Raw genomic sequence first — 25,406 nt, 5'->3', positions numbered from 1 at the left:
GTGTAGCGAGGTGCGTAGGGGGCGGCCAACCCTTTTCCCGGAGACTTCAGTTTGACCAACCCAAAGTTTGACGTGGTCGCGATCGGCAATGCGATCGTCGATATCCTGTCGCAATCGACCGACGAGTTCCTTGCGGCGGAGGGCATGACCAAGGGATCGATGCAGCTGATCTTCGATCCCGCCGCCGCCGATGCGCTCTATGCGCGGATGGGGCCGGGGCGCGAAGTGTCGGGCGGGTCGGCGGCGAACACCATTGCCGGGCTCGCGGCGCTGGGCCAGCCGTGCGGTTTCATCGGCCAGGTCGCCGACGATCAGCTGGGCCAGGTTTTCGCGCACGACGTCCAGGCGCTCGGCGTGCATTTCACCACTCCGGCGGCGACCGGCGGCGAGCCGACCGGGCGTTGTCTCGTGCTGATCACGCCGGACGGGCAGCGGACGATGAACACCTTCCTTGGCGCCGCGCAGTTCCTGCCCGAAGCCGCGGTCGATGCCGAGACCATCGCGGCGGGGGGTATCCTCTATCTCGAAGGCTATCTGTGGAACGCCGAGCAATCGCGCGATGCGATGAAGCGCGCGATCGGCATTGCCCGCGACGCCGGGCGCAAGGTCGCGCTGACATTGTCCGATGTGTTCGTCGTCGAAGGGCATCGCGACGAATTCTTCGCGCTGATCGACGCCGGACAGATCGACCTGCTGTTCGCCAACGACAATGAAGTGCGCGCGATGATGCAGAATGAGGATATCGCCGCCGCGGTCGCCGCGCTGGCGGTGCGCGTCCCGACGCTCGTCTGCACACATGGACCGGCTGGCGCCGAGGCGCACGAGGGCGACGAGCACGCCCGCGTGCCTGCGGAGGCGATCGACCAGGTGGTCGATACGACGGGTGCGGGCGACTTGTTCGCGGCCGGGTTCCTTGCTGGGCAGGCGCAGGGCCGCGACCTCGAAACCTCGTTGCGCATGGGCGCGATCTGCGCCGCCGAATGCATCTCGCACATCGGCCCGCGGCCGGTCGCGGACATCAAGGCGCTGGTGGCCGAAAAGCTCGGCTGAGCCTTCGCCTCCGACAACAAAAAAGGCCGGGGAGCGATCCCCGGCCTTTTTGTTTGTCCGGACGCCGGATTACTCGAGCGGCCTGGCCGTTTCCGGCATCATCGCCGGATCGTCCACGACATCGATGATGCCACGCCCGACATGGCTCTTCCGGTATCCATAGAGGAAGTAAAAGATCAGCCCGATCACGGTCCAAACGAAGAACACCATCTGCGACGCTCGGTTGAGGCTGATAAACAGCACGACGCAGCCGAAGATCGAAAGCGGCGCGATTACCCACAGCAACGGCGTGCGGAATGGGCGATGTCGCGACTTGTCGGTCACGCGCAGGATCATCACGCCCAGCGACACGCAGGCAAAGGCGAACAAAGTCCCCGAGTTGGAATAGTCCGCCAGCGTCCCGACCGGCAGGAAGGCGGCGCAGATCGCCACCACCGTTCCCGTCACGATCGTCACGATCCACGGTGTCCGATACTTCGGGTGGACCGCCGACAGCTTGTTCGGGAGCAGGCCGTCGCGAGCCATCACGAAGAAGATGCGGGTCTGGCCGAACATCATCAGCAGCACGACCGAAGGCAGCGCGATCGTAGCGGCGAGCCCGATCAATTGTCCGACGATGGGCGACGACACCTCGCGTCCGATATAGGCCAAGGCTTCCTTCGAGCAGACCATCGGTGCGTGCGCAGCATGGCAGGCCGCGCTGGCATAGAGTTCGGGCGATCCTTCGACGAAGAACTTGCCCGTGGTCGGGTCCATGAGCGGTTGCGCGCCGTACGAACCGATGACGCCGCCGGCGACCAGCAGATAGAAGATAGTGCAGATCGCCAACGACGCGATCAGGCCGATCGGCACGTTGCGTTGCGGGTTCTTGGTTTCTTCCGCCGCGGTCGAGACCGCGTCGAACCCGACATAGGCGAAGAAGATCGACGCCGCCGCACCGAGCACGCCGGTGCCCGATCCGCCAAAGGGGTTGCCCCATCCGCGCGGCACGAAGGGGTGGAAGTTTGGAACGTGCCCGGAAATCATCGGTACGGTGACAATGACAAACAGCGTCAGCGCGGCGACCTTGATCGCGACCAGCACGGCATTGACCGTCGCGCTCTCCTTGGTGCCGATCACCAGCAGCCAGGTGACGAGCGCGGTGATAACCACCGCCGGCAGGTTGAGAAACCCGCCGACCTCGCCGCCTTTCAGGATGCCCCATTCGATCTTGGGGCCGACCGTCAGCGCATGCGGTAAGTGCAGCCCCAATGAATCGAGCAGCCCGACCATATGCCCCGACCAGCCGACCGCGACCGCGCTGGCTCCCAGAGCATATTCGAGGATGAGCGCCCAGCCGACCAGCCACGCGAGCAATTCGCCCATGACGGCATAGGAATAGGTATAGGCCGACCCCGCCACCGGCACCATCGAGGCGAGTTCCGAATAGCAAAGCGCTGCGAACGCGCAGACCAGGCCGGCGACGACGAACGACAGCATCATCCCCGGCCCGGCCTTCTGCGCCGCGGTGGCGGTCAGCACGAAGATACCGGTGCCAATGACGGCGCCGATGCCGAGCATGGTCAGCTGGAAAGCACCGAGCGATCGATGCAAAGATTTCTTCTCGGCTGTCGCCAGAATCTGGTCGAGTGGTTTAACGCGCCCGAAAATCATGAACAAAGCCCCCTTGGGATCTGGATTGGCGCGGAGCCTAACCACAAACGCGGGGGGCGCAATCCCCTAAGCGACCGGCTACCGCGCGAGCATCGCTCCCAAGGGCTGACCGCCGAACATGTGGACGTGGAGGTGCGGCACTTCCTGCCCGCCATGCCCGCCGACATTGGCGAGCAGGCGATAGCCCGGCGCGACCAGCCCGAGATCGCGCGCGACGATGCCCACCGCGCGGACGAACCCGGCAATCTCCTCCGCCGACGCGTTCGCGCTGAAATCGTCCCACGACACATAAGCTCCGCGCGGGATCACCAGGATGTGGACCGGCGCGAGCGGCGCGATATCGTGAAACGCGACCGCCCACTCATCCTCATACACCCGCCGCGACGGGATCTCGCCGCGCAGGATCTTCGCGAAGATGTTCTGGTCGTCATACGGCTGCGTGGCGTCGATCGGCATGTCAGCTCCGCGCGTGTTTCTCGTCATGCCCCGACACGCCTTCGCGCCGGGCAAGTTCGGCGCGAACGTCGTCGAGCGTGAGGCCGGCGTCGGCGAGCAGGACGAGCAGGTGATAGAGCAAGTCTGCGGCCTCGGGGACGATCTTGGCGTCGTCGCCCGCCGTCGCGGCGATCACCGTCTCGATCGCTTCCTCGCCCAGCTTTTGCGCGATCCGCGCGCGGCCTTTGGCGAACAGGCTGGCGGTGTAGGAGTCGGCCGCCTCGCCGCCGCGGCGCGTGGTGATCGTCGCCTGGAGGCGGTCGAGAATGTCGTCGGCCATGGCGCCAGCGCTGCCCGCGCGGTGGCGCGACGTCAATCCTTGGGAGCGTCGGCAGGCTTGGCGAAGCGCTTGCGCAGCGCTCGGCGGGCGAGCCAGACGCCCGCGACCGCCATCACGAACAGCGCGATGTCGGAGAGTTCCGGCATGCTGCGCGTATGGATGACGCCACTGTGCGGCGGCACTTGCGCGAAGGCCGGCACGGCGAAGAGGATCAGGGGCAGGGCGCGGATGAAACGCATGAATGGGGTTTAGTGCGTGCCTATTAACGTTCCGTCATGCTGAACTTGTTTCAGCATCCACCACGGCCCAACGACATACCAGTTGATGGATGGATCCTGAAACAAGTTCAGGATGACGGTCAGGATAAGGCTGTGCGGACTGGAATGCCGGCCGCGGCTAGCGCACGATGCGCATCCGCAATGCTCGCTTCGCCGAAATGGAAGATGCTCGCGGCGAGCACGGCGCTGGCATGGCCATCGCGGATGCCGGCGACGAGATCGTCGAGGCCGCCGACCCCGCCCGACGCCACCACCGGCACGCTCACCCGATCCGCAATCGTGCGCGTCAGATTGAGATCGTAGCCGTCGCGCGTGCCGTCGCGGTCCATGCTGGTGACGAGCAGTTCCCCGGCGCCGAGGTCGGCGAGCCGCAGCGCGTGCTCGACCGCGTCGATCCCGGTCGGGTGGCGTCCGCCATGGGTGAACACTTCCCAGCCATCGCCCTTTCGCCGAGCGTCGACCGAAGCGACCACGCATTGGCTGCCGAACCGCTCGGCCATTTCGCTGACCAGTTCGGGCCGCGCCACCGCGGCCGAATTGACCGCGACCTTGTCGGCGCCCGCCAGCAGCAATGCGCGCGCGTCCTCGACCGACCGCACACCGCCGCCGACCGTCAACGGCATGAAGCACACCGCCGCCGTCCGGCGCACCACGTCGAGGATCGTGCCGCGCGCTTCGTGGGTCGCGGTGATGTCGAGGAAGCAAAGCTCGTCCGCCCCCGCCGCGTCATAGGCCTGCGCTTGCTCGACCGGATCGCCGGCGTCGCGCAGATCGACGAAAGTCACCCCCTTCACGACACGTCCGTTGGCGACGTCGAGACAGGGAATGACACGCGCGCGGACGGTCACGCCGCCTCCGCCACTGCGATCGCCGTCGCGAGGTCGAGCCGCCCGTCGTACAGCGCGCGCCCCGTGATCACCCCCTCGATCCCGTCGCGCGCGTGGAGCGCCAAGACGTGGATATCGGCGATTCCGCTCACCCCGCCGCTGGCGATCACCGGAATGTCGACCGACCGCGCGAGATCGACGGTCGCCTGGACGTTGCAGCCCTTGAGCAGCCCATCTCGCCCGACATCGGTGAACAGCAAGGCGGCGACCCCGGCATCCTCGAAGCGGCGCGCGAGATCGTAGACCTCGACGTTCGACACCTCGGCCCACCCGCGAGTCGCGACCATGCCGTCCTTGGCATCGACGGCGACGACGATCCCGCCGGGGAAATCGCGCGCGGCGTCTCGCACCAGATCGGGGTTTTCGAGCGCCGCGGTGCCGATCACCAGGCGCGATACCCCGGCCTCCAACCAGCCTTCGATCGCCGCGCGGTCGCGGATGCCGCCGCCGAGCTGAACGTGACCGGGAAACGCCGCGACCACCGCGCGAACCACGTCGCCATTGACCGACCGTCCGGCGAACGCGCCGTCGAGGTCGACCATGTGGAGGTGCTGCGCTCCCGCCTCGGCAAATGCCATTGCTTGCGCAACCGCGTCATCGCCATAGACCGTCGCACGATCCATATCGCCCTCGGCGAGGCGCACGACCTGGCCGCCCTTCAAGTCGATCGCGGGGAAGACGATCAGGCTCATGGTCGCCATTCTAGGAAGCGCGCGAGCAGGTCCAGTCCGTAACGCTGGCTCTTTTCCGGGTGGAACTGCACCCCGGCCAGATTATCGCGCGCGACTGCCGCGACGACGGGGCCGGCGTGGTCGGTGGTGGCGATCACGTCGTCGCCTTCGAATGCATAGGAGTGGAGGAAATAGGCCTCGCCCGGCACGATCAGCGGATGCGGCGCAGTGGGGCGGACGTCGTTCCAGCCCATGTGGGGGATCTTGGCGGCACGGTCCAAGGGTGCAAGATGCTTCACGCGGCCGTGCATCCAGCCGAGGCCTGCATGCGTCCCCATCTCTTCACCGCTCTCCGCCATCAACTGCATCCCGACGCAGATGCCGAGGAACGGCACGCCGTCGCGCCGCACGCGCTGTTCAAGCGCTTCGACCATGCCGTCGACACTGCGCAACGCCGCGGCGCACGCGCCGAACGCGCCGACCCCTGGCAGGACGATGCGGTCTGCGCTCGCGACGACGTCGGGATCGGCAGTCACCGCGACATCGCGCGCGCCCGCGACCCTCAAGGCGTTGGCCACCGAGTGAAGATTGCCCGCGCCATAGTCGATCAGCGCGAGGTTACCCATTGATCGTCACCCCGGCGAAGGCCGGGGTCGCTGGCGATGGCGCGCTACGGCCGGCGATCCCGGCCTTCGCCGGGATGACGAGGATCACAATATCCCCTTCGTACTCGGCACTGCCCCTGCCTTGCGGGGATCGACTTCGACCGCCTCGCGCAACGCCCGCGCCAGTCCCTTGAACGCGCTTTCGGCGATGTGGTGATTGTTGCTGCCGTACAGCGTCTCGATATGCAGCGTGATTCCAGCGGTCTGCGCGAACGAGTGGAAGAAATGCTCGAACATCTCGGTGTCCATTTCACCGAGGCGCTTTTGCGAGAACTCAACCTTCCACACCAGGAACGGCCGCCCCGAAATATCGAGCGCGACTCGCGTCAGTGTCTCGTCCATCGGTGACAAGGCGTCGGCATAGCGGCGAATGCCGCGCTTCTCGCCAAGCGCCTTCGCGACCGCCTCGCCGATCGCCAGCCCGGTATCCTCGACCGTGTGGTGCTGGTCGATGTGGAGGTCGCCCACAGTCTTGACGTCGAGGTCGATCAGCGAATGGCGGCTAAGCTGCTCGAGCATATGATCGAAGAAGCCGATCCCGGTCGACACCGCGTACGCCCCGGTGCCGTCGAGATCGACGGTGACGTCGATGCTCGTCTCGCTGGTCTTGCGGCTGATCGTCGCACTGCGCATTCGGGTTGCCTTATGAGCGCGGTGGCCGCCATGCAATCTTGACCCGCTCCGAGCATCGTCTACCCAAGGCGCATGAACGACGGTCTGCCCGATAGCCTGATTCCCTATGACGAGATCGTCCAGGAGGCGTTGCGCGCGGTGGTCGGGCGGGTGCTGGGGTCGGTAGCGGCGGGCGGCGGGCTGCCCGGCGACCATCATTTCTATATCACGTTCAAGACTCAGGCACCCGGGGTCGAGATTCCGCAACGGCTGATCGAGCGGTTTCCGGACGAGATGACGATCGTCCTCCAGAACAAATATTGGGACCTGACCGTCGGCGACGAGCGGTTTTCGGTGGGGCTGAGCTTCAACCAGGTGCCGTCGACGCTCAACATCCCCTATTCGGCGATCACCGGCTTCCACGATCCCGCGGTCAATTTCGAGCTGCGCTTCCAGGCGCAGGAAGAGCCCGAAGGCCCCGAGCCGCACGACGAAGCCGAGAACGACGCGGTCGAGCGAGTCGATGACGGGTCCAACGTGGTGAGCGTGGATTTTAAGCGAAAGAAATGACTCGGCGACCGTCATCCTGAACTTGTTTCAGGATCCATGTTTTTCACGGGCGATGTGTTCGCGTGGCACGGTGGATGCTGAAACAAGTTCAGCATGACGGAGGTTGTGGGGCGATGAGCGAAAACCAAACCCGCACCGAAACCGACTCGCTGGGGCCGATCGAGGTCCCCGCCCCAGCGTATTGGGGCGCGCAGACGCAGCGCTCGATCGAGAATTTCCCGTTCGGCGAGCGCGAGCGGATGCCGATCGCGATCGTCCATGCGCTTGCTTTGGTCAAGCAAGCGGCGGCGCGGGTGAATCGCTCGCATGGCCTGTCGGCGGAAAAGGCGGACGCGATCGACGCGGCGGCTCAGGAAGTCGTGGCGGGCAAGCTCGACGATCAGTTCCCGCTCGTCATCTGGCAGACCGGGTCGGGCACCCAGTCGAACATGAACGTCAACGAAGTGATCGCCGGCCGCGCCAATGAGATGCTAACCGGCAAGCGCGGCGGCAAGGCGCCGGTGCATCCCAATGACGATGTCAACATGTCGCAATCGTCGAACGACAGCTTCCCCACCGCGCTCCACGTCGCGGCGGTGCTGGCGGCGACCAAGCGATTGATCCCGGCGATGGAGCGGTTGGAGCAAGCGTTGCTCGCCAAGGCGAAGGCGTGGGACGACATCGTCAAGATCGGCCGCACACACCTGCAGGACGCGACGCCCCTCACGCTGGGTCAGGAATTTTCGGGTTATTACGCGCAACTGCGGCTGGTGCGGACCCGGCTGGTGCCGTTAGTCGAACACGGGCTGTCGAAGCTCGCGCAGGGCGGCACCGCGGTCGGCACCGGGCTCAACGCCCCCAAAGGGTTCGCCGAGGAAGTGGCGGCGGCGCTCGGCGATCTGACCGGCTTCGCGTTCGAGACCGCGCCCAACAAGTTCGAGGCGCTGGCGTCGAACGACACGCTGGTTGATTTCTCCGGCCGCCTCAACAGCCTGGCGGTCGCGCTGACCAAGATCGCCAACGACATCCGCCTGTTGGGCAGCGGCCCACGCTCCGGGATCGGCGAGCTTTCGTTGCCCGCCAACGAACCGGGCAGCTCGATCATGCCGGGCAAGGTCAACCCGACGCAGTGCGAGATGCTGACGATGGTGGCCGCGCAAGTGATCGGCAATCATACGGCCGTGACCGTCGGCGGGATGCAGGGGCATCTCGAGCTCAACGTGTTCAAGCCGTTGATCGGGGCGAACGTGCTGCGCTCGATCGACCTGTTGAGCATCGGGATGGAAGGTTTCGCCGAGCGCTGCGTCGATGGTCTCGAACCCGACCGCCGGCGAATCGCCGAACTGGTTGACCGGTCGTTGATGCTCGTCACCGCGCTCGCGCCGGAGATCGGCTATGACAACGCCGCCAAGATCGCCAAGCACGCGCACGAGCATGGGCTGACGCTCAAGCAGGCCGGGGTCGAACTCGGCCTGGTCGACGAAGCGACCTTCGATCGCGTGGTGCGGCCCGAGGCGATGATCGGACGCTGACGGAACTTCCCGCGCGTTCGACGCTTGATACCCGGACAATCTCAGGGAGTTTCCTATGCTTGGTGACCTCATCGCCGCCGCGATCGGCCGCAATATCGACCGTCGCGATGGCGAGGGCGGAACGCTCGGCGCGCTTGCCGGCGTCGCGACGTGGAAGGTCGCGCGCAAGGTCGTGCCCGCCGCGATGGTGCTCGGCGCCGCCGCACTCGGCGCGCGCTACCTGCTCAACAAGTTCGGATCGGCGTCCGCAACGGCTTGACGCATACCGCCCGGCCACGCCACTAGCGCGCATGGCCGATCATCGCTCGTCGCAACCCAAGAGCTTCAAGCGCCGCGGGCTGATGTTCGTGCTGTCCTCGCCCTCGGGAGCGGGCAAGTCGACGATCGCCAACCGCTTGCTTAAGGAAGAGCGCAACAAGCTCAAGATGTCGGTGTCGTACACCACTCGGCCGATCCGGGCGGGCGAAGTGGACGGCAAGGACTATCATTTCGTCAGCACCGAAAAGTTTCGGCAGATGGTCGAGGACGATCAGTTCCTCGAATGGGCGCGGGTGTTCGAGGAACGCTACGGCACGCCGCGCGAGACGGTGTTCAAGGACCTCGAGCACGGCCGCGACATTTTGTTCGACATCGACTGGCAGGGCGCGCAGCAATTGTTCCAGCTCGCCGGCGGCGATGTCGTGCGCGTGTTCATCCTGCCCCCGGGGCTGAAGACGCTACGCACGCGGCTCGAAAAGCGTGCGACCGACAGCCAGGAGATCATCGACCGCCGCATGGATCGCGCGTCGTCGGAGGTCAGCCACTGGGACGGCTACGATTACGTCCTGGTCAACGACGATCTCGACGATTGCTACGAGTGCGTCCAGACGATCCTGACCGCGGAGCGCCTCAAGCGATCACGCCAGCGCGGGATGATCGGCTTCATCCGCCGCTTGCCCGAGATGTAGGAAGCGCACGGCCGCGTCGTATTCGCGGCGTCGAGTCTCGCGCGCCTGGAAGGCGAGATAATCCTCGCCCCATTGCTCGGCCTGCCAGTCCTCGTCGAGGTTGGCGGCGGTCCACACCGCCTCCGCATCCATTGCGGCCTCGGCAAGCGCGAGCCCGAGCACGAGCGATCCGGTAATCGTCACGATCGGCGACAGCGGGGCGAGCGTGAACGCGTCGCGCACCGCGACCGCCACCGCCAGCCGCTCGATCGTCGCGTCTGGTTGGGGCACGTGCATCACGCCCGCCGTGAGTTCGAAATGCACATCGTAGCGCTCGCGCGCCCAGGCGAGCGGCGGGTCCCACAACGCCGCCTGGCGCGCGACCAGATCGGCCGGTTCGGCGGCGCGGTAGCAGAGCAGGTCGCTCTCGGCATAAGCGGCGATGTTGGCGGCGAACAGCGCGGGGTCGGCCGCGACTCGCTCGATCGCGGCGTTGGCGAGGCCGGTCAGCGGCATCGGGCGCGAATCGATGTCGCCCTCGACCGTGCGCCATTCGTCGGCAACCGCCGCCGCCAGCGCATCGGTCGATAACACCAGCGGCAGTCGCCCGGGCGTGCGCACCGGTTTGCCGTCAAGCCGAATGCCGCGCTCGGCATCGACGCTGACTTCCTGCCAGAAACGCTTCACGGCTGAGTCGGCGTTCGCCAGCGATGTGCGAGCGCGGCGGGGATCGTCCACGCCATGTAGATCGCGGACAGCACGAGCGCGCCGCCGAGCAGCTTGATCGGCCACTGGTCGGCGCGCGCGGCCAGGATCACGCCGAACACCGCGCCGGCCGTGCCGAGCAATCGGAACGCATTGATGATCCAGAAGCGGTTGCGCGATTGCGCCGGTGTCATGTCGGTCATCATGGGGCTCCAGATGATGCGGCGGGGCGGCGGCCGCAAGCCCCGCATACCGACGATACGATTCGTAGCGATTATCGGCGAGGCGTTAGTGTCGCCGGTGACAGCGGTTCGATCCGCCACTAACAGGACCGCGTGACGGGGGAACAGTCGACTTCGCGATCGGGACGCGCCGCGCTGGCCGCGGTGCGCACGCTGATCCGCACGCAGCCGCGCCGCGCCGTGCTGGCGCTGGCGCTGGCGCTGATCGGCGCCAGCGTCGAAGGCGCCGGGATCCTGCTGCTCGTGCCGATCCTGGGGGTCGTCACCGGAAATGGCGAGTTGCGCTGGGTTCGGACGGCGGCCGCGCGGTTCGGGTTCGACTCGCCCCCGCGGCTGTTGGCGCTGCTGGTCGTCGCGTTCGTCGCGCTGATGATCGCGCGCGCGCTGCTGCTCTACGCGCGCGACATGACGCTGCAATCGCTCCAGCTGCGATTCGTCGACACGCAACGGCTGCGCATCCTCCGCGCGCTCGCGGTCGCGCCCTGGGCGAAAGTCGCGGCGATCGACCATTCGCGAGTCACGACCTTGATCGGCGTCGATATGGGACGGGTCGGCGCCGCGACGCAGCAGCTCGTGCAAGTGATTGTCGGAACGATATCGGTCGCGGTTCTGGTCGTGGTCATCGCGACGCTGGCGCCGGTGCTCGGCTTGCTTGCGGCGGTCGCGCTGGCGATTGGCGCGGTGGTGCTAGCGACCGCCCAGCAGCGCGCGTTCGATACCGGGCGCGACACCGTCCAGGCGGGACGTGCGATGATGGCGAACGCCGCGGGCTTCCTCGGCGGGCTCAAGATCGCGGCGGCCCAGCGAACGCGCGATAGCTTCGTCACCGAATTCGCCGCGGCGCAGGCTTTGACTCGCCGCTGGGGCATGCAGTTCCAGCGCAGCCAGGCGCGCGCACGGCTGGGCTTCTCGATCGGCTCGGCGATCGCGCTCGCGATCGTCGTGCTCGGCGGGGTCGGCCTCCTCGGTGTCGCGCCGTCGCGGCTGATCATCGTCGTGGTGATCTTCGCGCGGATGGTAGGACCGTTGCAGGGGATCCAGCAGGCGGTGGCCAGCATCGCCTATGGCCTGCCCGCATTCGATTCGATCGAGGAGGCGGAGCGCAGCTTCGGCACCGCGCCCGAGCCCGCCGGCGCCCCCCCGGCCAAGGGCGCGATCGCTCTCGACCACGTGGCATATCACCATTCGGACGGCGGCGGGTTGGGATCGGCGACGCTGACGATCGCGGAAGGGTCGATCACCGGGATCACCGGGCCGAGCGGCGGCGGCAAGACAACCTTGATCGACGTCATCGTCGGGCTGCTCGAGCCGCAGGCGGGGAGCGTCACGGTTGGCGGCCAGCCCTTGGCCGGCGGCTGGGGCGGGGCGGTCGCCTATGTGCCGCAGGACGGATTCCTGTTCCACGATACCGTGCGACGGAACTTGGATTGGGGCGACTCCACGATCGGCGAGCCGGCGATGCACGAAGCGATCGCACTGGCCGGGGCGAGCGAAATCGTCGCGCGGATGCCGCGTGGGCTCGACAGCGTCGTCGGCGAGCGCGGCGCGTTGTTGTCGGGCGGCGAGCGGCAGCGGCTCGCGATCGCCCGCGCGCTGTTGCGCCGGCCGCGGCTGCTGATCCTCGACGAGGCGACCAACGCGATCGACGAGACGGGGGAGGCGGCGTTGCTCGATCGGCTCGCGACGCTCGATCCGCGGCCGACGATCCTGATCGTCGCGCACCGCGAATCGAGCCTCCGACGCTGCGAGTCGCTGATCCGGGTCGAGGATGGCGTAGCGAGCCTAGCCTAGGGTGCCCTGGAAGGTGTCGCACTGGCGATAGTCGCCAGTGTCGATTCCCCGCCTGAGCCAGGTCATGCGCTGCTGCGACGTGCCGTGGGTGAAGCTGTCGGGCACCACGCGGCCCTGCGTCTCCTGCTGAAGCGTGTCGTCGCCGATCGCGTGCGCGGCGGTCATGCCTTCCTGGAGGTCGCCCGGGTCCATGCGGTCGCGGTTCTGCGCCGCCCATACGCCCGCGAAGCAATCGGCCTGGAGTTCGAGCATCACCGACAGGCGGTTGCCTTCGACCTCGCTGGAGCGGCGCTGTAGTGCCGATTCCTTATCCGAAATGCCCAGCAGGTTCTGGATGTGGTGGCCGAATTCGTGCGCGATGACGTAGTCCTGCGCGAAATCGCCCGATGCGCCGAATTTCTGCGACAGTTCATTGAAGAAGCTGGTGTCGAGATAGATGCCTTGGTCGTTGGGGCAATAGAACGGCCCCATCGCCGACTGCGCCGCGCCGCAGCCCGACTGGCCCTCGCCATTGTAGAAGACGAGCTTGGGCGCCTCGAAGCGCTGGCCTTCCTTCGCGAACAAGGCTGCCCAGGTCTTGTCCGCCGAACTGAACGCGTTGCACGCGACCTTGCTGCCGGCATCGAGGTTGCAGCTCGAATTGGTGTCGCTGCCGGCCCGGCTCGCTGCGGTGGGCGCGCCCGATCCCCCACCGATCATCTGCCCGCCGCCGCCGAGCATGTTGAGCCCGCCGCCGAACACCAGGAACAGTCCGAGCACGATCGCCACGCCGAAGCAGCCGAAGCGGTTGAAGATCATCGGCAGGAACGCGAACAGCAACCCGCCGCCACCGCCGCCACCAAAGCCCCCGAACCCGCTGCCACCCGATCCGCGCTGATCCTCGACGTTGATGTTCGGGTCGAAATCGTCGAGCCGCATTTGGATATCCCCTTCGTTGCCGGTGCGTATCAAATGCGCCGCACCGCCACAGGTTGCAATCGAGCCCCGGTTGCGCTCTTGGCCGATCCTTACGCACAGGAGTCAGGCATGTTCCTCAAGGGCAAGAGCGCGATCGTCACGGGTTCCACGTCAGGCATCGGGCTTGCCTATGCCAAGGCGCTGGCGGCCGAGGGCGCGGCGGTGATGATCAACGGCTTCGGCGACGCGGCCGCGATCGAAGTCGAGCGCGCCGCGCTGGCCGAGACGGGCGGGGCGGCTGCGCTCTACGATTCCGCCGACATGACCAGGCCCGACCAGATCGCGGCGATGGTCGAGCGTTGCCACGACGAGATGGGCGGCCCCGACATCGTCATCAACAATGCCGGCATCCAGTTCGTCTCGCCGGTCGACGACTTCCCGACCGACAAATGGGACGCGATCATCGCGATCAACCTGTCGAGCGCGTTCCATGTGATGCACGCCGCGATCCCGCACATGAAGGCGAAGCGCTGGGGGCGGATCATTTCGACCGCCTCGGCGCACAGCCTGGTCGCGAGCCCCAACAAATCGGCCTATGTCGCCGCCAAGCATGGGGTCGCGGGGTTGACCAAATCGGTGGCGCTCGAAGTCGCGACGCACGGCATCACCGCCAATTGCATCTCGCCCGGCTATGTCTGGACGCCGCTGGTCGAAAACCAGATCCCCGATACGATGAAGGCGCGGGGCCTAACCCGCGAGCAAGTGATGAACGACGTCCTGCTCGCCGCCCAGCCAACCAAGGAATTCGTGACGCCCGAACAGGTCGCGGCGCTCGCGCTGTTCCTGTGCCGCGACGAAGCGAAGGCGATCACGGGTGCCAATCTGTCGGTCGACGGCGGCTGGACCGCGGCCTGATTGATCATCGCGGCGGCGGCTGTTATAACATCTGTATGAACAAGCCGCTCAAGCTCATCAAGATCGGAAACTCGACCGGCGTGATCCTGCCCAAGGACGTGCTCGCCCGGTTGCGCGTCGCTTTGGGGGAGGAGGTCAGCATCACCAATACGCCCGAGGGCATCGAGCTTCGCCGCCACGATGCCGGGTTCGAAGAGCAGATGCGGGTTGCGCGTGACGTGATGAAGCGGCGGCGCAACGCCCTGCGCGAGCTGGCCAAGTGAAATGCAGACGTGGATCTGGGTCGATACCAGCGTTGCGCTAGCCGCGCATGCCGAACAACTCGCCGAGCATGGCGGCGCGTCGGGCGTGCGCGACCCCAACATGCTGGAAAGTGCGATGGCGCGGCCGCTCAATCTGGTCGCGTACGGCGATCCCGACATAGCTGATCTCGCTGCGGCCTATGCGTTCGGGATCGCGCGCAATCATCCGTTCGTGGATGGCAACAAGCGCACCGCCGCGGTGGTGAGCGAAACCTTTCTGGTGCTCAACGGCTTCGTGCTCGACTGCGACGATGTCGAATTGGTGACGACGTTCCTGGGCTTGGCAGCGGGCGAGCTGACGGTAGAGCCGCTGACCGGCTGGTTCCGCGATCACGTCGTCCCCGCATAATAAGAAACTCCGGCGCCGTGATCGCGGCCGACCGCGTCAGCCGACGCGGCCTAGGCGGTGGTAGAGGTTGGAGAATTTCGCCGATTTCGGATCGTCGGCGATCTGGCGGACATACGCGCCGACCGCTTCCTTCATCAGCCCGAAATCCTCGGTCGAGAAGACGGCGCGAGCGCGCTGGGGTTCGTTGGGCATGTCGGTTCCTTTACAATTGTCGCTAATCGAAGCGTCTTCATTGACGAATGGGATACGCGCACCCCCTTCGAAAAGCTCAGACAGTGCGCGATATGACGGGTAGGGTTGTGCAAACGCCAGCTGTATGATCAGTGATACTGTAAGATATTTACAGGAGCGATGATGGCCGAGCGCAAGTTGCTGGCGGGGCATGCGATCCGGCGACTGCGCCGCCGCGAAGGGCTGACTCAGGCGGCGATGGCGGAGATGCTGACGATCAGCCCGTCCTATCTCAACCTCGTCGAAAAGAACCAGAGGCCGGTGTCGGCGTCATTGCTCGTCAAGCTCGTCGAGACGTTCGACTTCGATCCGCGCGCGCTGGCGGCCGGCGAGCCCGGAGGCGGCGCCGCGGCGGTCCGGCGGCGGCTGGCCGATCCGATGTTCGCCGACCTCGAGATCGACCGCAACGAGGTTGAGGAATGGCTCGCCGGGGCGCCTGGCGGCGCGGAGGCATTCGCGCGGGTGTTCGACCGGCTTGGCGTGGGCGGCGTGGCGCCGGGCGAAACGGCGTCCGATCCGGTGACCGAGGTTCGCCGCGAAATCGAGCGCTGGCGCGGCTATTATGCAGACCTCGACACCGCCGCGGAGGCGCTGGCGGACGAATTGCGGCTCGGTGCCGGCGACCTCTACGGCGCGATCGCGGAGCGGTTGCGCATCAAGCATCAGCTCACCATCCGGATCTTGCCCGTCGACGTGATGCCCGACCTGCTGCGTCGCACCGACCTCCATGCCCGCCAGTTACAGCTAAGCGAAACGCTCGATCCGGCGAGCCGCACCTTCGCCGCGGCGTACCAGCTCGCGCAGATCGAAGCGCGCGATGCGATCGAGGCGCTGGTAAGGGGCGCGGGGTTCGCCGATCGCGCGTCGGAACGCCTTTATCGCCGGTATTTGAGCGGCTATTTCGCCGCCGCGGTGATGATGCCCTATGCCCGCTTCCTGCGCGCGTGCGAGGCGACGGGATACGATCTCGAATTGCTCCAGCCGCGCTTCGGCGCCGGGTTCGAGCAAGTCGCGCACCGGCTGACGACGTTGCAGCGAGTCGGCGCGCGGGGGCTGCCGTTCTTCCTCGTGCGGATCGACCGTGCCGGACAAGCATCGAAGCGGTTTTCGGGTGCGAGCGGGTCGCCGCTGACCGAGAGCGATTCGCGCTGCCCGTTATGGCGCGTGCACCACGCGTTCGACAGGCCGGCCCAGCTGGCGGTGCAACTGGTCGAGCTTGAGGATGGCGCGCGGTGGCTAACGCTGTCGCGCGCGGTGACGCCGCAGCGCCGCCCCTACGGCGTGGTGCGCGCCGAATTCGCGATCGGGCTAGGCGTCGCCGCCGATTTCGCGGGCAGCCTTGCCACCGCGCGAGGTATCGATCTCAAAGGGCAGGCGACACCGATCGGCCTAGGCTGCCGCGCTTGCCGTCGGCCCGCCTGCCCGCAACGCAGCGCGCCGCCGGCAGGCCGGGCTTTGCTGATCAACGAGCGCGAACGCGGCCTGAGCGCGTTCACCTTTGCGGGGGATTGAGGCTAGGCTTCGCCAGCGGAGACGAGCATGCGTTCGTGCGTGGCCGCGCTGGCATTTTCGCGCTCGATGCGCAGTGCCGCGGTGCGTTCCAGCCGAGAGGCCATGTCTTCCCAGGCGCGCGCGGCGCGCTCGCAACGATCGCGCACATTGTCGAGCGACGAAGCGTCTGCATTTGCACGCTCCATGGCGGCGCGGTTGCGGTAAAGTTCGGGGGTATCGGCCATCGCTGGTTCCTTCGGGTTGGAGAGAGGGACAAGGGCGGCGCGTGGTAACGCGCCGCCCCAGCGAAACGTTTTATTCGGCGTGCTTGAGGTTCGCCGCTGCCTGCTTGCCGCGCTTGTCGGCTTCGAGGTCGTAGCTGACTCGGTCGTTCTGGTTGAGCGGGCCCATGCCAGCGGCTTCGAGCGCGCTGATGTGCACGAACGCGTCCTGCCCGCCGCCATCGGGCGAGATGAAGCCGTAACCCTTGTCGGCGTTGAAGAATTTCACGGTGCCGGTGATTGCCATTGTAGTTCGTCCTTGTTTCCAGACGAGCCAGCCGCATGCCGGCCGGCTCGGTGCTTTGGGAAGCAGGGAAAGAAGGAGGAAGGAGCCGCAAAGCGCCGAAGACCGTCGATATGCGACTGTAGCGCGACCTATATGCGCGCACGGGGCCGAAATAGCAAATCGGGTGGTTTGAAAATACCTTACACGCAGACATGATTTGAACCGGCGCTGTCGACATAGCGACCCGCCTAGGAGGCGCTCGTACGGCTGCTTGATGTGTAAACCTGCGTACATTCGTCACCTGCAACACAATGAAGGGTGTCCACGTGACCTACCAGCAATCGATCGCTTCAACCGGCGAGCTCATCGCGAGCCATGGCGGCACCTGGGACGGGATCAGCGCGGAAGCGGTCGCGCGGATGCGGCTGCAGAACCGGTTCCAGACCGGGCTCGACATCGCGCGCTATACCGCGGCGATCATGCGCCGCGACATGGCGGCATACGATGCCGACCCAGCCAACTACACCCAGTCGCTCGGCTGCTGGCACGGTTTCATCGGCCAGCAGAAGATGATCAGCATCAAAAAGCATTTCGGATCGACCGAGCGCCGCTACCTCTATCTGTCGGGCTGGATGGTTGCCGCGTTGCGCAGCGAGTTCGGGCCGCTGCCCGACCAGTCGATGCACGAAAAGACCAGCGTCCCGTCGCTGATCGAGGAGATCTACACCTTCCTGCGGCAGGCGGATGCGCGCGAGCTGGGCGGGATGTTTCGCGATCTCGATGCGGCGCGCGACGCGGGCGACGAACTTGCCGAGCAACGCATCCTCCACGCAATCGAGAACCACCAGACGCACGTCGTCCCGGTGATCGCGGATATCGACGCCGGGTTCGGCAATGCCGAGGCGACGTATCTGCTGGCGAAGAAGATGATCGAGGCGGGGGCGTGTGCGCTGCAGATCGAGAACCAGGTCAGTGACGAGAAGCAATGCGGGCACCAGGACGGAAAGGTCACCGTCCCGCACGAAGACTTTCTCGCGAAGGTCCGCGCGTGCCGTTACGCCTTTCTCGAACTCGGCGTCGAGGACGGGATCATCGTCACCCGCACCGACTCGCTCGGTGCCGGGCTGACCAAGCAGATCGCGGTGTCGAAAGCGCCGGGTGACCTCGGCGACCAATACAATTCGTTCCTCGACTGCGAGGAGATCGATCCGGCGACTGCACAGAACGGCGACGTCATTCTCAACCGCGGCGGCAAGATGATGCGCCCCAAGCGGCTGGCGTCGAACCTGTTCCAGTTCCGCGAAGGGACGGGGGCGGATCGCTGCGTGATGGATTGCATCGCCAGCCTCGACAACGGCGCCGACCTGCTGTGGATCGAGACGGAGAAGCCGCACATCGAACAGATCGCGTCGATGGTCGACCGCATCCGCGCGGCCCACCCGACAGCGAAGCTGGTCTACAACAATTCGCCCAGCTTCAACTGGACGCTCAATTTTCGCCAGCAGGTGTTCGACGCCTGGGCGGAAGCGGGGAGGGACGTTTCGGCGTACGATCGCGCCAAGCTGATGTCGGTCGACTATGACGGCACCGAACTGGCCGCCGAAGCGGATGAGCGGATCCGCACGTTCCAGGCCGATGCGTCGCGGCGCGCGGGCATCTTCCATCACCTGATCACATTGCCGACCTATCACACGGCCGCGCTGTCGACCGACAACCTCGCGCGCGAATATTTCGGCGAGCAGGGGATGCTGGGGTACGTCAAGAACGTCCAGCGGCAGGAAATCCGCCAGGGCATTGCCGCGGTGAAGCACCAGAACATGTCGGGCTCGGACATCGGCGACGACCATAAGGAATATTTCGCGGGCGAGGCGGCGCTGAAGGCCGGCGGCGCGCAGAATACGATGAATCAGTTCGCGGCGTGATCCGCACGGGGCAGCGGTGCTGCCCCCGAGACGGACACGCCCGGCCGGCGGGGCGGCGAGCCGCTCCCGTCCGACGACGCGGCTTTGCCGCGACGCGAAGGCTAGCGTGTCTCAGTCAAGTTGCGCGCCGGCCGTGCTCCGGCGCAGGCCGGAGCGTTGGCAAGCGTCGACCGTCGATCGCCCAGGCTCCGGCCTTCGCCGGAGCACGAACGGAAAGGATCAGATCTGAGCCTCTTGCTCAGCTCGCGCTCTGACGCCGCATCCGGCGCACGACCATCGCCAGGCTCGCCTTCTGTCCCGTCGCCAACAAACTCGCCCGGAACAGCCGCCCGAGCAGGACCAGCTCGATCGCGATGAACACCGCCAGCAAAAGCCCGGTGCCGACCACTTCCCACTGCGCGATGCCGGTGCCGAGCCGCGCCAGCACCGCGAACGGCGTGTAGATCGGGATCCAGGTCAGCACTTCGATCCCGATCCCGCCGCCGCCGCGTAGGACCGCCTGGATCAGGATGGTGATGGGGATCAGGATCGCCATCAACACCGGCGTCAGATAGCCCTGAGCGTCACGCATCGAATCGCTCATCGCGCCGATCGCGAGGAAGAACATCGCGATCGCGACATATCCCGCGACGAAGAAATAGATCATCGTCGCGATCACGCCGAACGAGTTGAGCGGCTCGAGCGCCGGACGGATCATGTCGGCGATCGACCCTTGCGTCGCGTACCCCGCCCCGATCCCGCACAGCATCCACACCGCGATCATCGACAGGCCGATCCCGACCGTGCCGACCAGCTTGCCGTACATGAGCTCCTCGGGGCTGACGCAGGCGAGCACGGTTTCGAGCAATTTGTTCGACCGTTCCTCGACCGTGCCCTGCAGCATCCAGCTGCCCGACAGCATCAAACTCATCATCAGCATGTAGGCCGCCACCAGCGGCAGGATCGAGCGGATCAGGACACGCTCGCGCGCGCCGCCGCCGGGCGGGGGCGAGCTGATCGACAGCGCCGGCGCGATGCTTCCCGCGGCGCGAGCCGCTTCGGGCGAGAGGCCGTTGCTCTGCAGATAGCGCGACCGCAATTCCTGCGTCAGCACCGGTTGGAGCACGCCGATAAAACCGGGTGCCGGGTCGCCGTTCGCCCAAAGCCGCACCACTGGGCTGGCGCCGAATCCCGCAGGGATGAGCACGGCATAGTCGAGCGGCTTGGTGTCCTTGCCCGTCGGGTGAAGCAACGCCTGCAGCTTGCCGTCGATCGCTGCGTCGCTAGCGCCGGCAACATCGGGCGGCACTGGCAGGAACGTGTAATCCGCCTTGGGCGGGGTGTAGGCGGGGGTTCCGGCCGGGGTCGCGGGCTTGAGCTTGGCTTCGGCGGCGGGCAATCCGCCCTCCGCGACGAACCGCGCAACATCGCTATCGGCGAACCAACGGTCGTGCTGGCTCCACAACGCATTCGGCGCCGCGGCGTCGAGGTGATAGCGCTGAACGTAGCGCGACAAATCGGAAAGCACGTCGCGCTGATGATCGAGTTCGAAGCGTTGCTGGATCGCCTGCGCGGTCGACCCGCCGGTGCGATCGATCAGCATCACGCGGTCGGGCTCGTCCTTGCTCATGAAGCGCTGGGTCAGCGGGCCGACGGCGAGCGCGATCGGTAGGATCAGCAGCGTGATCCAGAAACTGCGAGTCATCGCGATCTGGCGGAACTCGCGGGCAGCGACGAGAAGGATGTGCCGGATCATGCGGTTTCCCCTTCAGGACCGACGATATGGATGAACGCGTCGTGCAACGTCGCGCGCTGCGTTTCGAAACGGCGCAAAGCGATGCCGCCCTCGCTGCATCGTTGCAGCACGTCGCCGGGATCGACACCGGGATCGAGCCGGACATCCCATTCCTGCCAGCCGTCCTGCGCGGCGCCCGACGGGGTCGCGGCAGTGACGCCCTCCAGCGCGATAGGCGATGAGCGCGCGACCACCGACAGCCGCACCGGCAGCGTCGCGCGCGCCGCATCCTGCGACCCCTCGAAGCGCTTGCGCCCGCGCGCGAGCAGCAACAGCCGGTCGCACAACCGCTCGGCGTGCTGCATGACGTGAGTCGAGAACACCACGGTCGCGCCGTCACGCGACGCGTGCTTGATCTCTTCCTCGAGCAAGCCCTGATTAACCGGATCGAGCCCCGAGAACGGCTCGTCGAGGATCAGCAATTGGGGACGATTGACCACCGCGGTGGCGAGCTGGACCTTTTGCGCCATGCCCTTCGAAAGCTTGTCGACCGAGGTCTTTTCTGAGCCCGACAGCCCAAACCGCGCAAGCAATTCGCGGCCGTGCGACCGCGCGTCGGCGGCGGTCATCCCCTTGAGCCGCCCGAAATAGGTGATCGTGTCGAGCGCCGTCATCGACCGGTACAGCCCGCGCTCCTCGGGCAGGAAGCCGATGCTGCCGCTATTCTCGCGCCCCGGCGGCTTGCCAAGCACCGAGATTCTTCCGCTGGTCGGGCGGATGATGTCGAGCACCATCCTGAGCGATGTCGTCTTGCCAGCCCCGTTGCCGCCGAGGAAGCCGAACACCTCGCCCTGCGCCACCGCGAAACTGAGGTCGTCGACCGCCAGCACGTCGCCGAACCTTTTGGTGACGCCGGTCAATTCAAGCACGCCGGTCACGCCGTTCCCCTTCCGAACCCGGGGCCAGTCTAGTGTGTTAAGTGGTTACGGCACAAGCCGGAAAGCTCTACTTGCGCGCCAGCAAAGTCTGCGCGACCTCTACGCGTCGCCTTGTTCGTCGGCAGCTCGACAGAGGTTGTTTGGAACACGACCCGCCCGTCATGCGATTGATCGCCATGATCAGAGCGAATGCGGTCAAAACCAGTGGCTATCTGATCTCCTCCGTCAGCGTCATTCTGCTCGGTGCCGTCGCGTGGAAGAGTGCGTCGGAGCACCCGCTGACGCTGGTGTGCCTGATTGCCGGCATGGCGTTATCGATCGCCGGCATGCTGTTGCGCTGGCTTTCGTATCAGATCGACAAGAAGAACGGCGAGACCTGAACCGCCAGGCTCAAGCGCCGGCGGCGTCGAGCTTCTCGAGCTGCGTTGGCGTGAGGTCGAGGTCCATCGCCGGCAGCAACTCCTCGAGCTGCTTGACGCTGGTCGCGCTTGCGATCGGGGCGGTGACCCCGGGCTGCGCGGCCAGCCAGGCAAGCGCGATCTGCGCGAGCGTCGCCCCGGTTTCGGCCGCCACCTCGTCCATCGCCGCGAGCACCGCCGGTCCCTTGCCGTCGAGATAGGCCTGCATCCGCCCGCCGCGCACGCTCTTTCCGAAATCCTGGGCCGAGCGGTACTTGCCCGTCAGGAACCCCGAGGCGAGCCCGTAATAGGGGAGCACGCCGATATTGTGCTCCACGCAATAATCTTGGAGCTCGCCCTCGAATCGGTGACGAGTGACGAGATTGTATTCGGGCTGGAGCGCCTCGAAATGCGGGCCACCGGCGGCGCGTGCGATATCGTTGGCTGACTTGAGCCGCGCGGCGTGGAAATTGGACGCGCCGAGCGTCGCGACCTTGCCGGCTTCGACCAGCTTGGCGAACGCCTCCATATACGCCTCTTGCGGCGTCGCCTCGTCGTCCTGGTGCGCGTAATAGAGCGCGATCTGATCGACCCCGAGCCGCTGGAGCGACGCGTCGCACGCCGCCGCGATCCGCGCGGGGGCGAGCTTCTCGCCGCCCTCGCCGGGAAGCATGCCGACCTTGGTCGCGACGCCGACCTTCTTGCCGCTCGACTTGAGCCATTCGCCGATCACGCTCTCCGACTCGCCGCCTTTGTGCCCCGGCACCCACGCCGAATAGACGTCGGCGGTGTCGACCAGCGTCCCGCCGGCGTCGGCGAACGCGTCGAGGATCGCGAAGCTGGTCGCCTTGTCGGCGGTCCAGCCGAACACGTTCCCGCCGAGGCACAAGCGCGGCGTCTTGAGATGGCTCGATCCCAGCCGGCGGACTTCGGTCATTGTGCGTTTCCTTGCGGGGTGGGCTGGGCGGTATTGTCGATCGCTGCGTTATCCGGCGTCACGTCGAGGCTCGACGCCGCTTCGTTGAGCATGCGGTCTTCCTCGGGGGAGGCGGCGCCGACCGGATCGTCCTTGTGCCCGCACGCCGCGAGCAGTGCGAGCGCCGTGAGGGCGAGGGGAAGGCGCATCAATCCTGGATCTCGTTGCCGGTGTCCTTCAGCGCCTGGCCGGCCTTGTCCTTGGCGTCGGCGGCGACGTTGCCGACCTTGTCCATGTTGTTCTCGGCGGCGCCGAACGCCTGGTCGGCGGCGGCATCGACGTCGCGGCTGGCCTTGGCCATCGTCGCATTGGCGTCGGCGGACATCGTGTTGCCGGCCTGGCCGAGCTCGTCCTGCGCCTTGTGGCTGCATGCCGCGAGCGCGAGCGTCGCGATCAGCGCGGGGATCAAGGCCTTGTTCATCGCAAATCTCCTGAAGGTCGAGGCTGGCAACTGCGCTATCGCGCGGTGGTTCCGCGTGCAACGCGTTGACGGCATATAAAGATATCTTTATATCTATAAGCGACATGCCGAACACGCTCGACATCTTCCGCGCGCTTGCCGATTCGACTCGGCTCCGCATCGTCGCGCTGGTGCGCTCGATGGAGCTGTCGGTCGGCGAACTGGCGCAAGTGCTGGGGCAGAGTCAGCCGCGCGTCAGCCGCCACGTGAAGATATTGGCCGATGCCGGGATCGTCGAGCGCCGCAAGGAAGGGTCGTGGGTGTTCGTCGCGATGGGCGCCGCCGATGTCACGGCGCCGTTATGCACTGCGCTCGACGCGTGGGAAGGCGACCGCGCACAGGCCCGCGCGGAGGCCGACGCGGCACGCTTGGCGGCGGTGCGCGCCGACCGCGCGGCGCATGCGGCGGGCTGGTTCGAGGTGAATGCCGGCGAGTGGGACGCGATCCGCTCGCTCCATATTGCAGAGAGCCAGGTCGAGGCAGCGATGGCCGAGGTGCTGGGGGAGGGCGGGGTCGAGCGGCTGGTCGATATCGGCACCGGCACCGGGCGGATGATCGAATTGTTCGGTGGTCAGGCGACGCACGCGCTCGGCGTCGACCGCAGCTCCGAAATGCTTCGGCTGGCGCGCGCCAAGCTGAGCGAGCGCGGCCTCGACCATGCCGAATTGCGCCAGGCCGATCTCTACGCGCTCCCGCTCGACAGCGGGGCCGCCGACCTCGCGATCCTGCACCATGTGCTCCATTTCGCGCAGACCCCCGATGCCGCGATCGCCGAGGCGGCGCGCGTGCTTGGGCCGGGCGGGCGGCTGCTGATCGCCGACTTCGCGCCGCATGGGCGCGAGGAATTGCGGACTCGCGACGCGCATGCGCGGCTCGGTTTTTCGGATGAACAGATGCTCGGCTGGTTCGATGCCGCGGGGCTGATCCCGGCGCGGATCGAGACGCTCGAGGGCGGCGAGCTCACGGTGAAATTGTGGCTGGCGCGCAAGAGCGGCGAGCCCAACGTGCGTATCGTGGAGGCGGCGTGATGGTTTCGGTCAAGCAGATGGCGGAGGCGCGGCGCGCGCTGGCGACGCCGTTGTTCGCCGACGTGGCGGGCGACGCGCAAGTGTCGTTCGAATTCTTCCCGCCCAAGACCGAGAAGATGGAGGAGACGTTGTGGGAGTCGCTCCAGACGCTCCGCCCGCTCGGCCCGCGCTTCGTCTCGGTGACCTATGGCGCCGGCGGATCGACGCGCGAGCGCACCCACGCGACGGTGGCGCGGATCGCTCGCGAGACCGACATTCCTGCCGCCGCGCACCTCACCTGCGTCGAGGCGACGAGGGACGAGATCGATGCGGTCGCGAACGAATATTGGAACGCGGGCGTGCGGCATATCGTCGCGCTGCGCGGCGACTCCCCGCGCCCGGGCGAGCGCTATGCGACGCATCCGGGCGGGTATGAGAACGCCGCCGCTTTGGTCGCCGGTCTGCGCAAGCTCCACCCATTCGAGATTTCGGTCGCGGCCTATCCGGAGTGCCACCCGGACTCGCTCGATGCGGCGGCGGATATCGACAATCTCAAGCGCAAGCTCGACGCCGGCGCGACCCGCGCGATCACGCAGTTCTTCCATGAGGCGGAGACCTTCTTCCGCTATCGCGACGCGGTGGCCGCGGCCGGGATCGACGCCGAGATCGTGCCCGGGATCATGCCGGTGATGAACTTCGCCAGCGTCCAGCGCATGTCCGCGATGTGCGGCACGCAAGTGCCAGCGTGGATGGGGCATCTGTTCGAAGGCCTCGACGACCATCCCGCCGCGCGCCAACTGGTCGCCGCGACGATCGCCGCGGAGCTGTGCCGGCGCCTCTATGCGGGCGGGGTGCGCAACTTCCACTTCTACACGCTCAACCGCGCCGAGCTCAGCTACGCGATCTGTCATCTGCTGGGGCTGCGACCGAAAGGCGCGGCGAAGGCGGAGGCGGCGTAGATCC

Annotated in this window: 33 protein-coding genes; 14 read left to right on the top strand and 19 right to left on the bottom strand. The window is 66.5% G+C overall.

The annotated features are described in order from the left end of the window. Positions 1-51 precede the first annotated feature (51 nt). Positions 52-1,050: an adenosine kinase gene (locus VH326_RS01750; RefSeq protein ID WP_329630066.1), complete on the top strand. Its 999-nt coding sequence runs from the start codon at positions 52-54 to the stop codon at positions 1,048-1,050. Between the two features lie 69 nt (positions 1,051-1,119). On the opposite strand, the gene VH326_RS01745 is transcribed toward VH326_RS01750, so the two are convergent. The 8 genes from VH326_RS01745 to hisB form a co-directional block, all read right to left on the bottom strand. Further along, positions 1,120-2,703, bottom strand: coding sequence for an amino acid permease (locus tag VH326_RS01745; RefSeq protein ID WP_329630176.1), 1,584 nt, complete (start codon positions 2,701-2,703; stop codon positions 1,120-1,122). Positions 2,704-2,781: 78 nt separating this feature from the next. Beyond that, a complete protein-coding gene (locus VH326_RS01740; RefSeq protein WP_329630065.1) occupies positions 2,782-3,159 on the bottom strand; it encodes a histidine triad nucleotide-binding protein in 378 nt (125 codons plus the stop codon). A 1-nt stretch (position 3,160) separates the two neighbouring features. Continuing rightward, positions 3,161-3,478, bottom strand: a complete 318-nt coding sequence (locus tag VH326_RS01735; RefSeq protein ID WP_329630064.1) for a phosphoribosyl-ATP diphosphatase — start codon at positions 3,476-3,478, stop codon at positions 3,161-3,163. A gap of 32 nt (positions 3,479-3,510) precedes the next feature. Beyond that, the gene (locus VH326_RS01730; RefSeq protein ID WP_329630063.1) at positions 3,511-3,717 is read right to left on the bottom strand and encodes a hypothetical protein; all 207 of its coding nucleotides are present in this window, start codon (positions 3,715-3,717) and stop codon (positions 3,511-3,513) included. Positions 3,718-3,836: 119 nt separating this feature from the next. Continuing rightward, positions 3,837-4,604, bottom strand: coding sequence for an imidazole glycerol phosphate synthase subunit HisF (hisF, locus tag VH326_RS01725; RefSeq protein ID WP_329630062.1), 768 nt, complete (start codon positions 4,602-4,604; stop codon positions 3,837-3,839). Further along, positions 4,601-5,335 (bottom strand): 1-(5-phosphoribosyl)-5-[(5-phosphoribosylamino)methylideneamino]imidazole-4-carboxamide isomerase, encoded by a 735-nt coding sequence (gene hisA / locus VH326_RS01720; RefSeq protein ID WP_329630175.1) that lies wholly within the window; start codon positions 5,333-5,335, stop codon positions 4,601-4,603. The genes hisF and hisA overlap by 4 nt, the downstream gene beginning before the upstream one ends. Beyond that, positions 5,332-5,940, bottom strand: a complete 609-nt coding sequence (hisH, locus tag VH326_RS01715; protein ID WP_329630061.1) for an imidazole glycerol phosphate synthase subunit HisH — start codon at positions 5,938-5,940, stop codon at positions 5,332-5,334. Before hisH ends, hisA begins: the two co-directional genes overlap by 4 nt. Before the next feature lie 84 nt (positions 5,941-6,024). Next, positions 6,025-6,612, bottom strand: a complete 588-nt coding sequence (gene hisB / locus VH326_RS01710; RefSeq protein WP_329630060.1) for an imidazoleglycerol-phosphate dehydratase HisB — start codon at positions 6,610-6,612, stop codon at positions 6,025-6,027. A gap of 72 nt (positions 6,613-6,684) precedes the next feature. Here hisB and VH326_RS01705 point away from each other — a divergent pair, with 72 nt between their 5' ends. The 4 genes from VH326_RS01705 (at position 6,685) to gmk (ending at position 9,619) form a co-directional block, all read left to right on the top strand. Beyond that, complete coding sequence (locus tag VH326_RS01705) at positions 6,685-7,161, top strand: SspB family protein (RefSeq protein WP_329630059.1); 477 nt, start codon at positions 6,685-6,687, stop codon at positions 7,159-7,161. Positions 7,162-7,274: 113 nt separating this feature from the next. Next, on the top strand, positions 7,275-8,672 hold the full coding sequence (fumC, locus tag VH326_RS01700) for a class II fumarate hydratase (protein ID WP_329630058.1): 1,398 nt from the start codon (positions 7,275-7,277) through the stop codon (positions 8,670-8,672). A gap of 55 nt (positions 8,673-8,727) precedes the next feature. Beyond that, positions 8,728-8,931 (top strand): hypothetical protein, encoded by a 204-nt coding sequence (locus tag VH326_RS01695; RefSeq protein ID WP_329630057.1) that lies wholly within the window; start codon positions 8,728-8,730, stop codon positions 8,929-8,931. Between the two features lie 31 nt (positions 8,932-8,962). After that, entirely contained in the window at positions 8,963-9,619 is a 657-nt protein-coding gene (gene gmk / locus VH326_RS01690) for a guanylate kinase (protein ID WP_329630056.1), read from the top strand. On the opposite strand, the gene VH326_RS01685 is transcribed toward gmk, so the two are convergent. Then, the gene (locus VH326_RS01685; RefSeq protein ID WP_329630055.1) at positions 9,569-10,285 is read right to left on the bottom strand and encodes an ATP12 family chaperone protein; all 717 of its coding nucleotides are present in this window, start codon (positions 10,283-10,285) and stop codon (positions 9,569-9,571) included. The genes gmk and VH326_RS01685 overlap by 51 nt on opposite strands. Beyond that, positions 10,282-10,506, bottom strand: a complete 225-nt coding sequence (locus VH326_RS01680; protein WP_329630054.1) for a hypothetical protein — start codon at positions 10,504-10,506, stop codon at positions 10,282-10,284. The genes VH326_RS01685 and VH326_RS01680 overlap by 4 nt, the downstream gene beginning before the upstream one ends. Before the next feature lie 132 nt (positions 10,507-10,638). Between VH326_RS01680 and VH326_RS01675 the strand changes: the two genes are divergently transcribed. After that, positions 10,639-12,336: an ABC transporter ATP-binding protein gene (locus tag VH326_RS01675; RefSeq protein WP_329630053.1), complete on the top strand. Its 1,698-nt coding sequence runs from the start codon at positions 10,639-10,641 to the stop codon at positions 12,334-12,336. On the opposite strand, the gene ypfJ is transcribed toward VH326_RS01675, so the two are convergent. Beyond that, positions 12,328-13,254 carry a KPN_02809 family neutral zinc metallopeptidase gene (ypfJ, locus tag VH326_RS01670; RefSeq protein ID WP_329630052.1) on the bottom strand — a complete coding sequence of 309 codons (927 nt, stop codon included), beginning with the start codon at positions 13,252-13,254 and terminating at the stop codon, positions 12,328-12,330. The two genes, VH326_RS01675 and ypfJ, sit on opposite strands and share 9 nt — an antisense overlap. Before the next feature lie 108 nt (positions 13,255-13,362). Between ypfJ and VH326_RS01665 the strand changes: the two genes are divergently transcribed. From VH326_RS01665 to VH326_RS01655, 3 genes are read left to right on the top strand one after another with little or no spacing between them, the layout of a single operon-like run. Next, positions 13,363-14,148: a 3-hydroxybutyrate dehydrogenase gene (locus tag VH326_RS01665; protein ID WP_329630051.1), complete on the top strand. Its 786-nt coding sequence runs from the start codon at positions 13,363-13,365 to the stop codon at positions 14,146-14,148. A gap of 35 nt (positions 14,149-14,183) precedes the next feature. After that, on the top strand, positions 14,184-14,411 hold the full coding sequence (locus tag VH326_RS01660; protein WP_329630050.1) for an AbrB/MazE/SpoVT family DNA-binding domain-containing protein: 228 nt from the start codon (positions 14,184-14,186) through the stop codon (positions 14,409-14,411). Position 14,412: 1 nt separating this feature from the next. Beyond that, positions 14,413-14,799, top strand: a complete 387-nt coding sequence (locus tag VH326_RS01655; protein WP_329630049.1) for a type II toxin-antitoxin system death-on-curing family toxin — start codon at positions 14,413-14,415, stop codon at positions 14,797-14,799. Positions 14,800-14,835: 36 nt separating this feature from the next. Here the strand turns inward: VH326_RS01655 and VH326_RS01650 are convergent, their stop codons facing one another. Beyond that, on the bottom strand, positions 14,836-14,991 hold the full coding sequence (locus tag VH326_RS01650) for a hypothetical protein (protein ID WP_329630048.1): 156 nt from the start codon (positions 14,989-14,991) through the stop codon (positions 14,836-14,838). Between the two features lie 162 nt (positions 14,992-15,153). On the opposite strand from VH326_RS01650, the gene VH326_RS01645 reads away from it, so the two are divergent. After that, positions 15,154-16,542 (top strand): helix-turn-helix domain-containing protein, encoded by a 1,389-nt coding sequence (locus tag VH326_RS01645; protein ID WP_329630047.1) that lies wholly within the window; start codon positions 15,154-15,156, stop codon positions 16,540-16,542. A 2-nt stretch (positions 16,543-16,544) separates the two neighbouring features. Here VH326_RS01645 and VH326_RS01640 read toward each other — a convergent pair whose 3' ends face one another. Continuing rightward, a complete protein-coding gene (locus VH326_RS01640; RefSeq protein WP_329630046.1) occupies positions 16,545-16,766 on the bottom strand; it encodes a hypothetical protein in 222 nt (73 codons plus the stop codon). Positions 16,767-16,836: 70 nt separating this feature from the next. Further along, the gene (locus VH326_RS01635) at positions 16,837-17,049 is read right to left on the bottom strand and encodes a cold-shock protein (RefSeq protein ID WP_329630045.1); all 213 of its coding nucleotides are present in this window, start codon (positions 17,047-17,049) and stop codon (positions 16,837-16,839) included. 305 nt (positions 17,050-17,354) lie between these two features. Between VH326_RS01635 and VH326_RS01630 the strand changes: the two genes are divergently transcribed. Further along, a complete protein-coding gene (locus VH326_RS01630; RefSeq protein WP_329630174.1) occupies positions 17,355-18,950 on the top strand; it encodes an isocitrate lyase in 1,596 nt (531 codons plus the stop codon). Between the two features lie 238 nt (positions 18,951-19,188). Here VH326_RS01630 and VH326_RS01625 read toward each other — a convergent pair whose 3' ends face one another. Together VH326_RS01625 and VH326_RS01620 are read right to left on the bottom strand one after the other, a co-directional pair. After that, positions 19,189-20,685, bottom strand: coding sequence for an ABC transporter permease (locus VH326_RS01625; protein WP_329630044.1), 1,497 nt, complete (start codon positions 20,683-20,685; stop codon positions 19,189-19,191). Next, entirely contained in the window at positions 20,682-21,602 is a 921-nt protein-coding gene (locus tag VH326_RS01620; protein WP_329630043.1) for an ABC transporter ATP-binding protein, read from the bottom strand. The genes VH326_RS01625 and VH326_RS01620 overlap by 4 nt, the downstream gene beginning before the upstream one ends. Positions 21,603-21,763: 161 nt before the next feature. Between VH326_RS01620 and VH326_RS01615 the strand changes: the two genes are divergently transcribed. Beyond that, positions 21,764-21,982 carry a hypothetical protein gene (locus VH326_RS01615; protein WP_329630042.1) on the top strand — a complete coding sequence of 73 codons (219 nt, stop codon included), beginning with the start codon at positions 21,764-21,766 and terminating at the stop codon, positions 21,980-21,982. 10 nt (positions 21,983-21,992) lie between these two features. On the opposite strand, the gene VH326_RS01610 is transcribed toward VH326_RS01615, so the two are convergent. From VH326_RS01610 to VH326_RS01600, 3 genes are read right to left on the bottom strand one after another with little or no spacing between them, the layout of a single operon-like run. Beyond that, positions 21,993-22,937 carry an aldo/keto reductase gene (locus tag VH326_RS01610; RefSeq protein ID WP_329630041.1) on the bottom strand — a complete coding sequence of 315 codons (945 nt, stop codon included), beginning with the start codon at positions 22,935-22,937 and terminating at the stop codon, positions 21,993-21,995. Continuing rightward, complete coding sequence (locus tag VH326_RS01605) at positions 22,934-23,125, bottom strand: hypothetical protein (protein ID WP_329630040.1); 192 nt, start codon at positions 23,123-23,125, stop codon at positions 22,934-22,936. Before VH326_RS01605 ends, VH326_RS01610 begins: the two co-directional genes overlap by 4 nt. Next, positions 23,125-23,397, bottom strand: a complete 273-nt coding sequence (locus VH326_RS01600) for a hypothetical protein (protein ID WP_329630039.1) — start codon at positions 23,395-23,397, stop codon at positions 23,125-23,127. Before VH326_RS01600 ends, VH326_RS01605 begins: the two co-directional genes overlap by 1 nt. A gap of 104 nt (positions 23,398-23,501) precedes the next feature. Between VH326_RS01600 and VH326_RS01595 the strand changes: the two genes are divergently transcribed. Further along, positions 23,502-24,464 carry a metalloregulator ArsR/SmtB family transcription factor gene (locus VH326_RS01595; protein ID WP_329630038.1) on the top strand — a complete coding sequence of 321 codons (963 nt, stop codon included), beginning with the start codon at positions 23,502-23,504 and terminating at the stop codon, positions 24,462-24,464. Continuing rightward, positions 24,461-25,402, top strand: coding sequence for a methylenetetrahydrofolate reductase (gene metF / locus VH326_RS01590; protein WP_329630037.1), 942 nt, complete (start codon positions 24,461-24,463; stop codon positions 25,400-25,402). The genes VH326_RS01595 and metF overlap by 4 nt, the downstream gene beginning before the upstream one ends. Positions 25,403-25,406: the final 4 nt, after the last annotated feature.

This window comes from Sphingomonas sp., assembly GCF_036269755.1.
In the GTDB taxonomy this organism is placed as follows: Bacteria; Pseudomonadota; Alphaproteobacteria; order Sphingomonadales; family Sphingomonadaceae; genus Sphingomonas.
The sequence above is the reverse complement of the archived record's forward strand: the minus strand, read 5'-3'. Positions and strand labels throughout refer to the sequence as shown.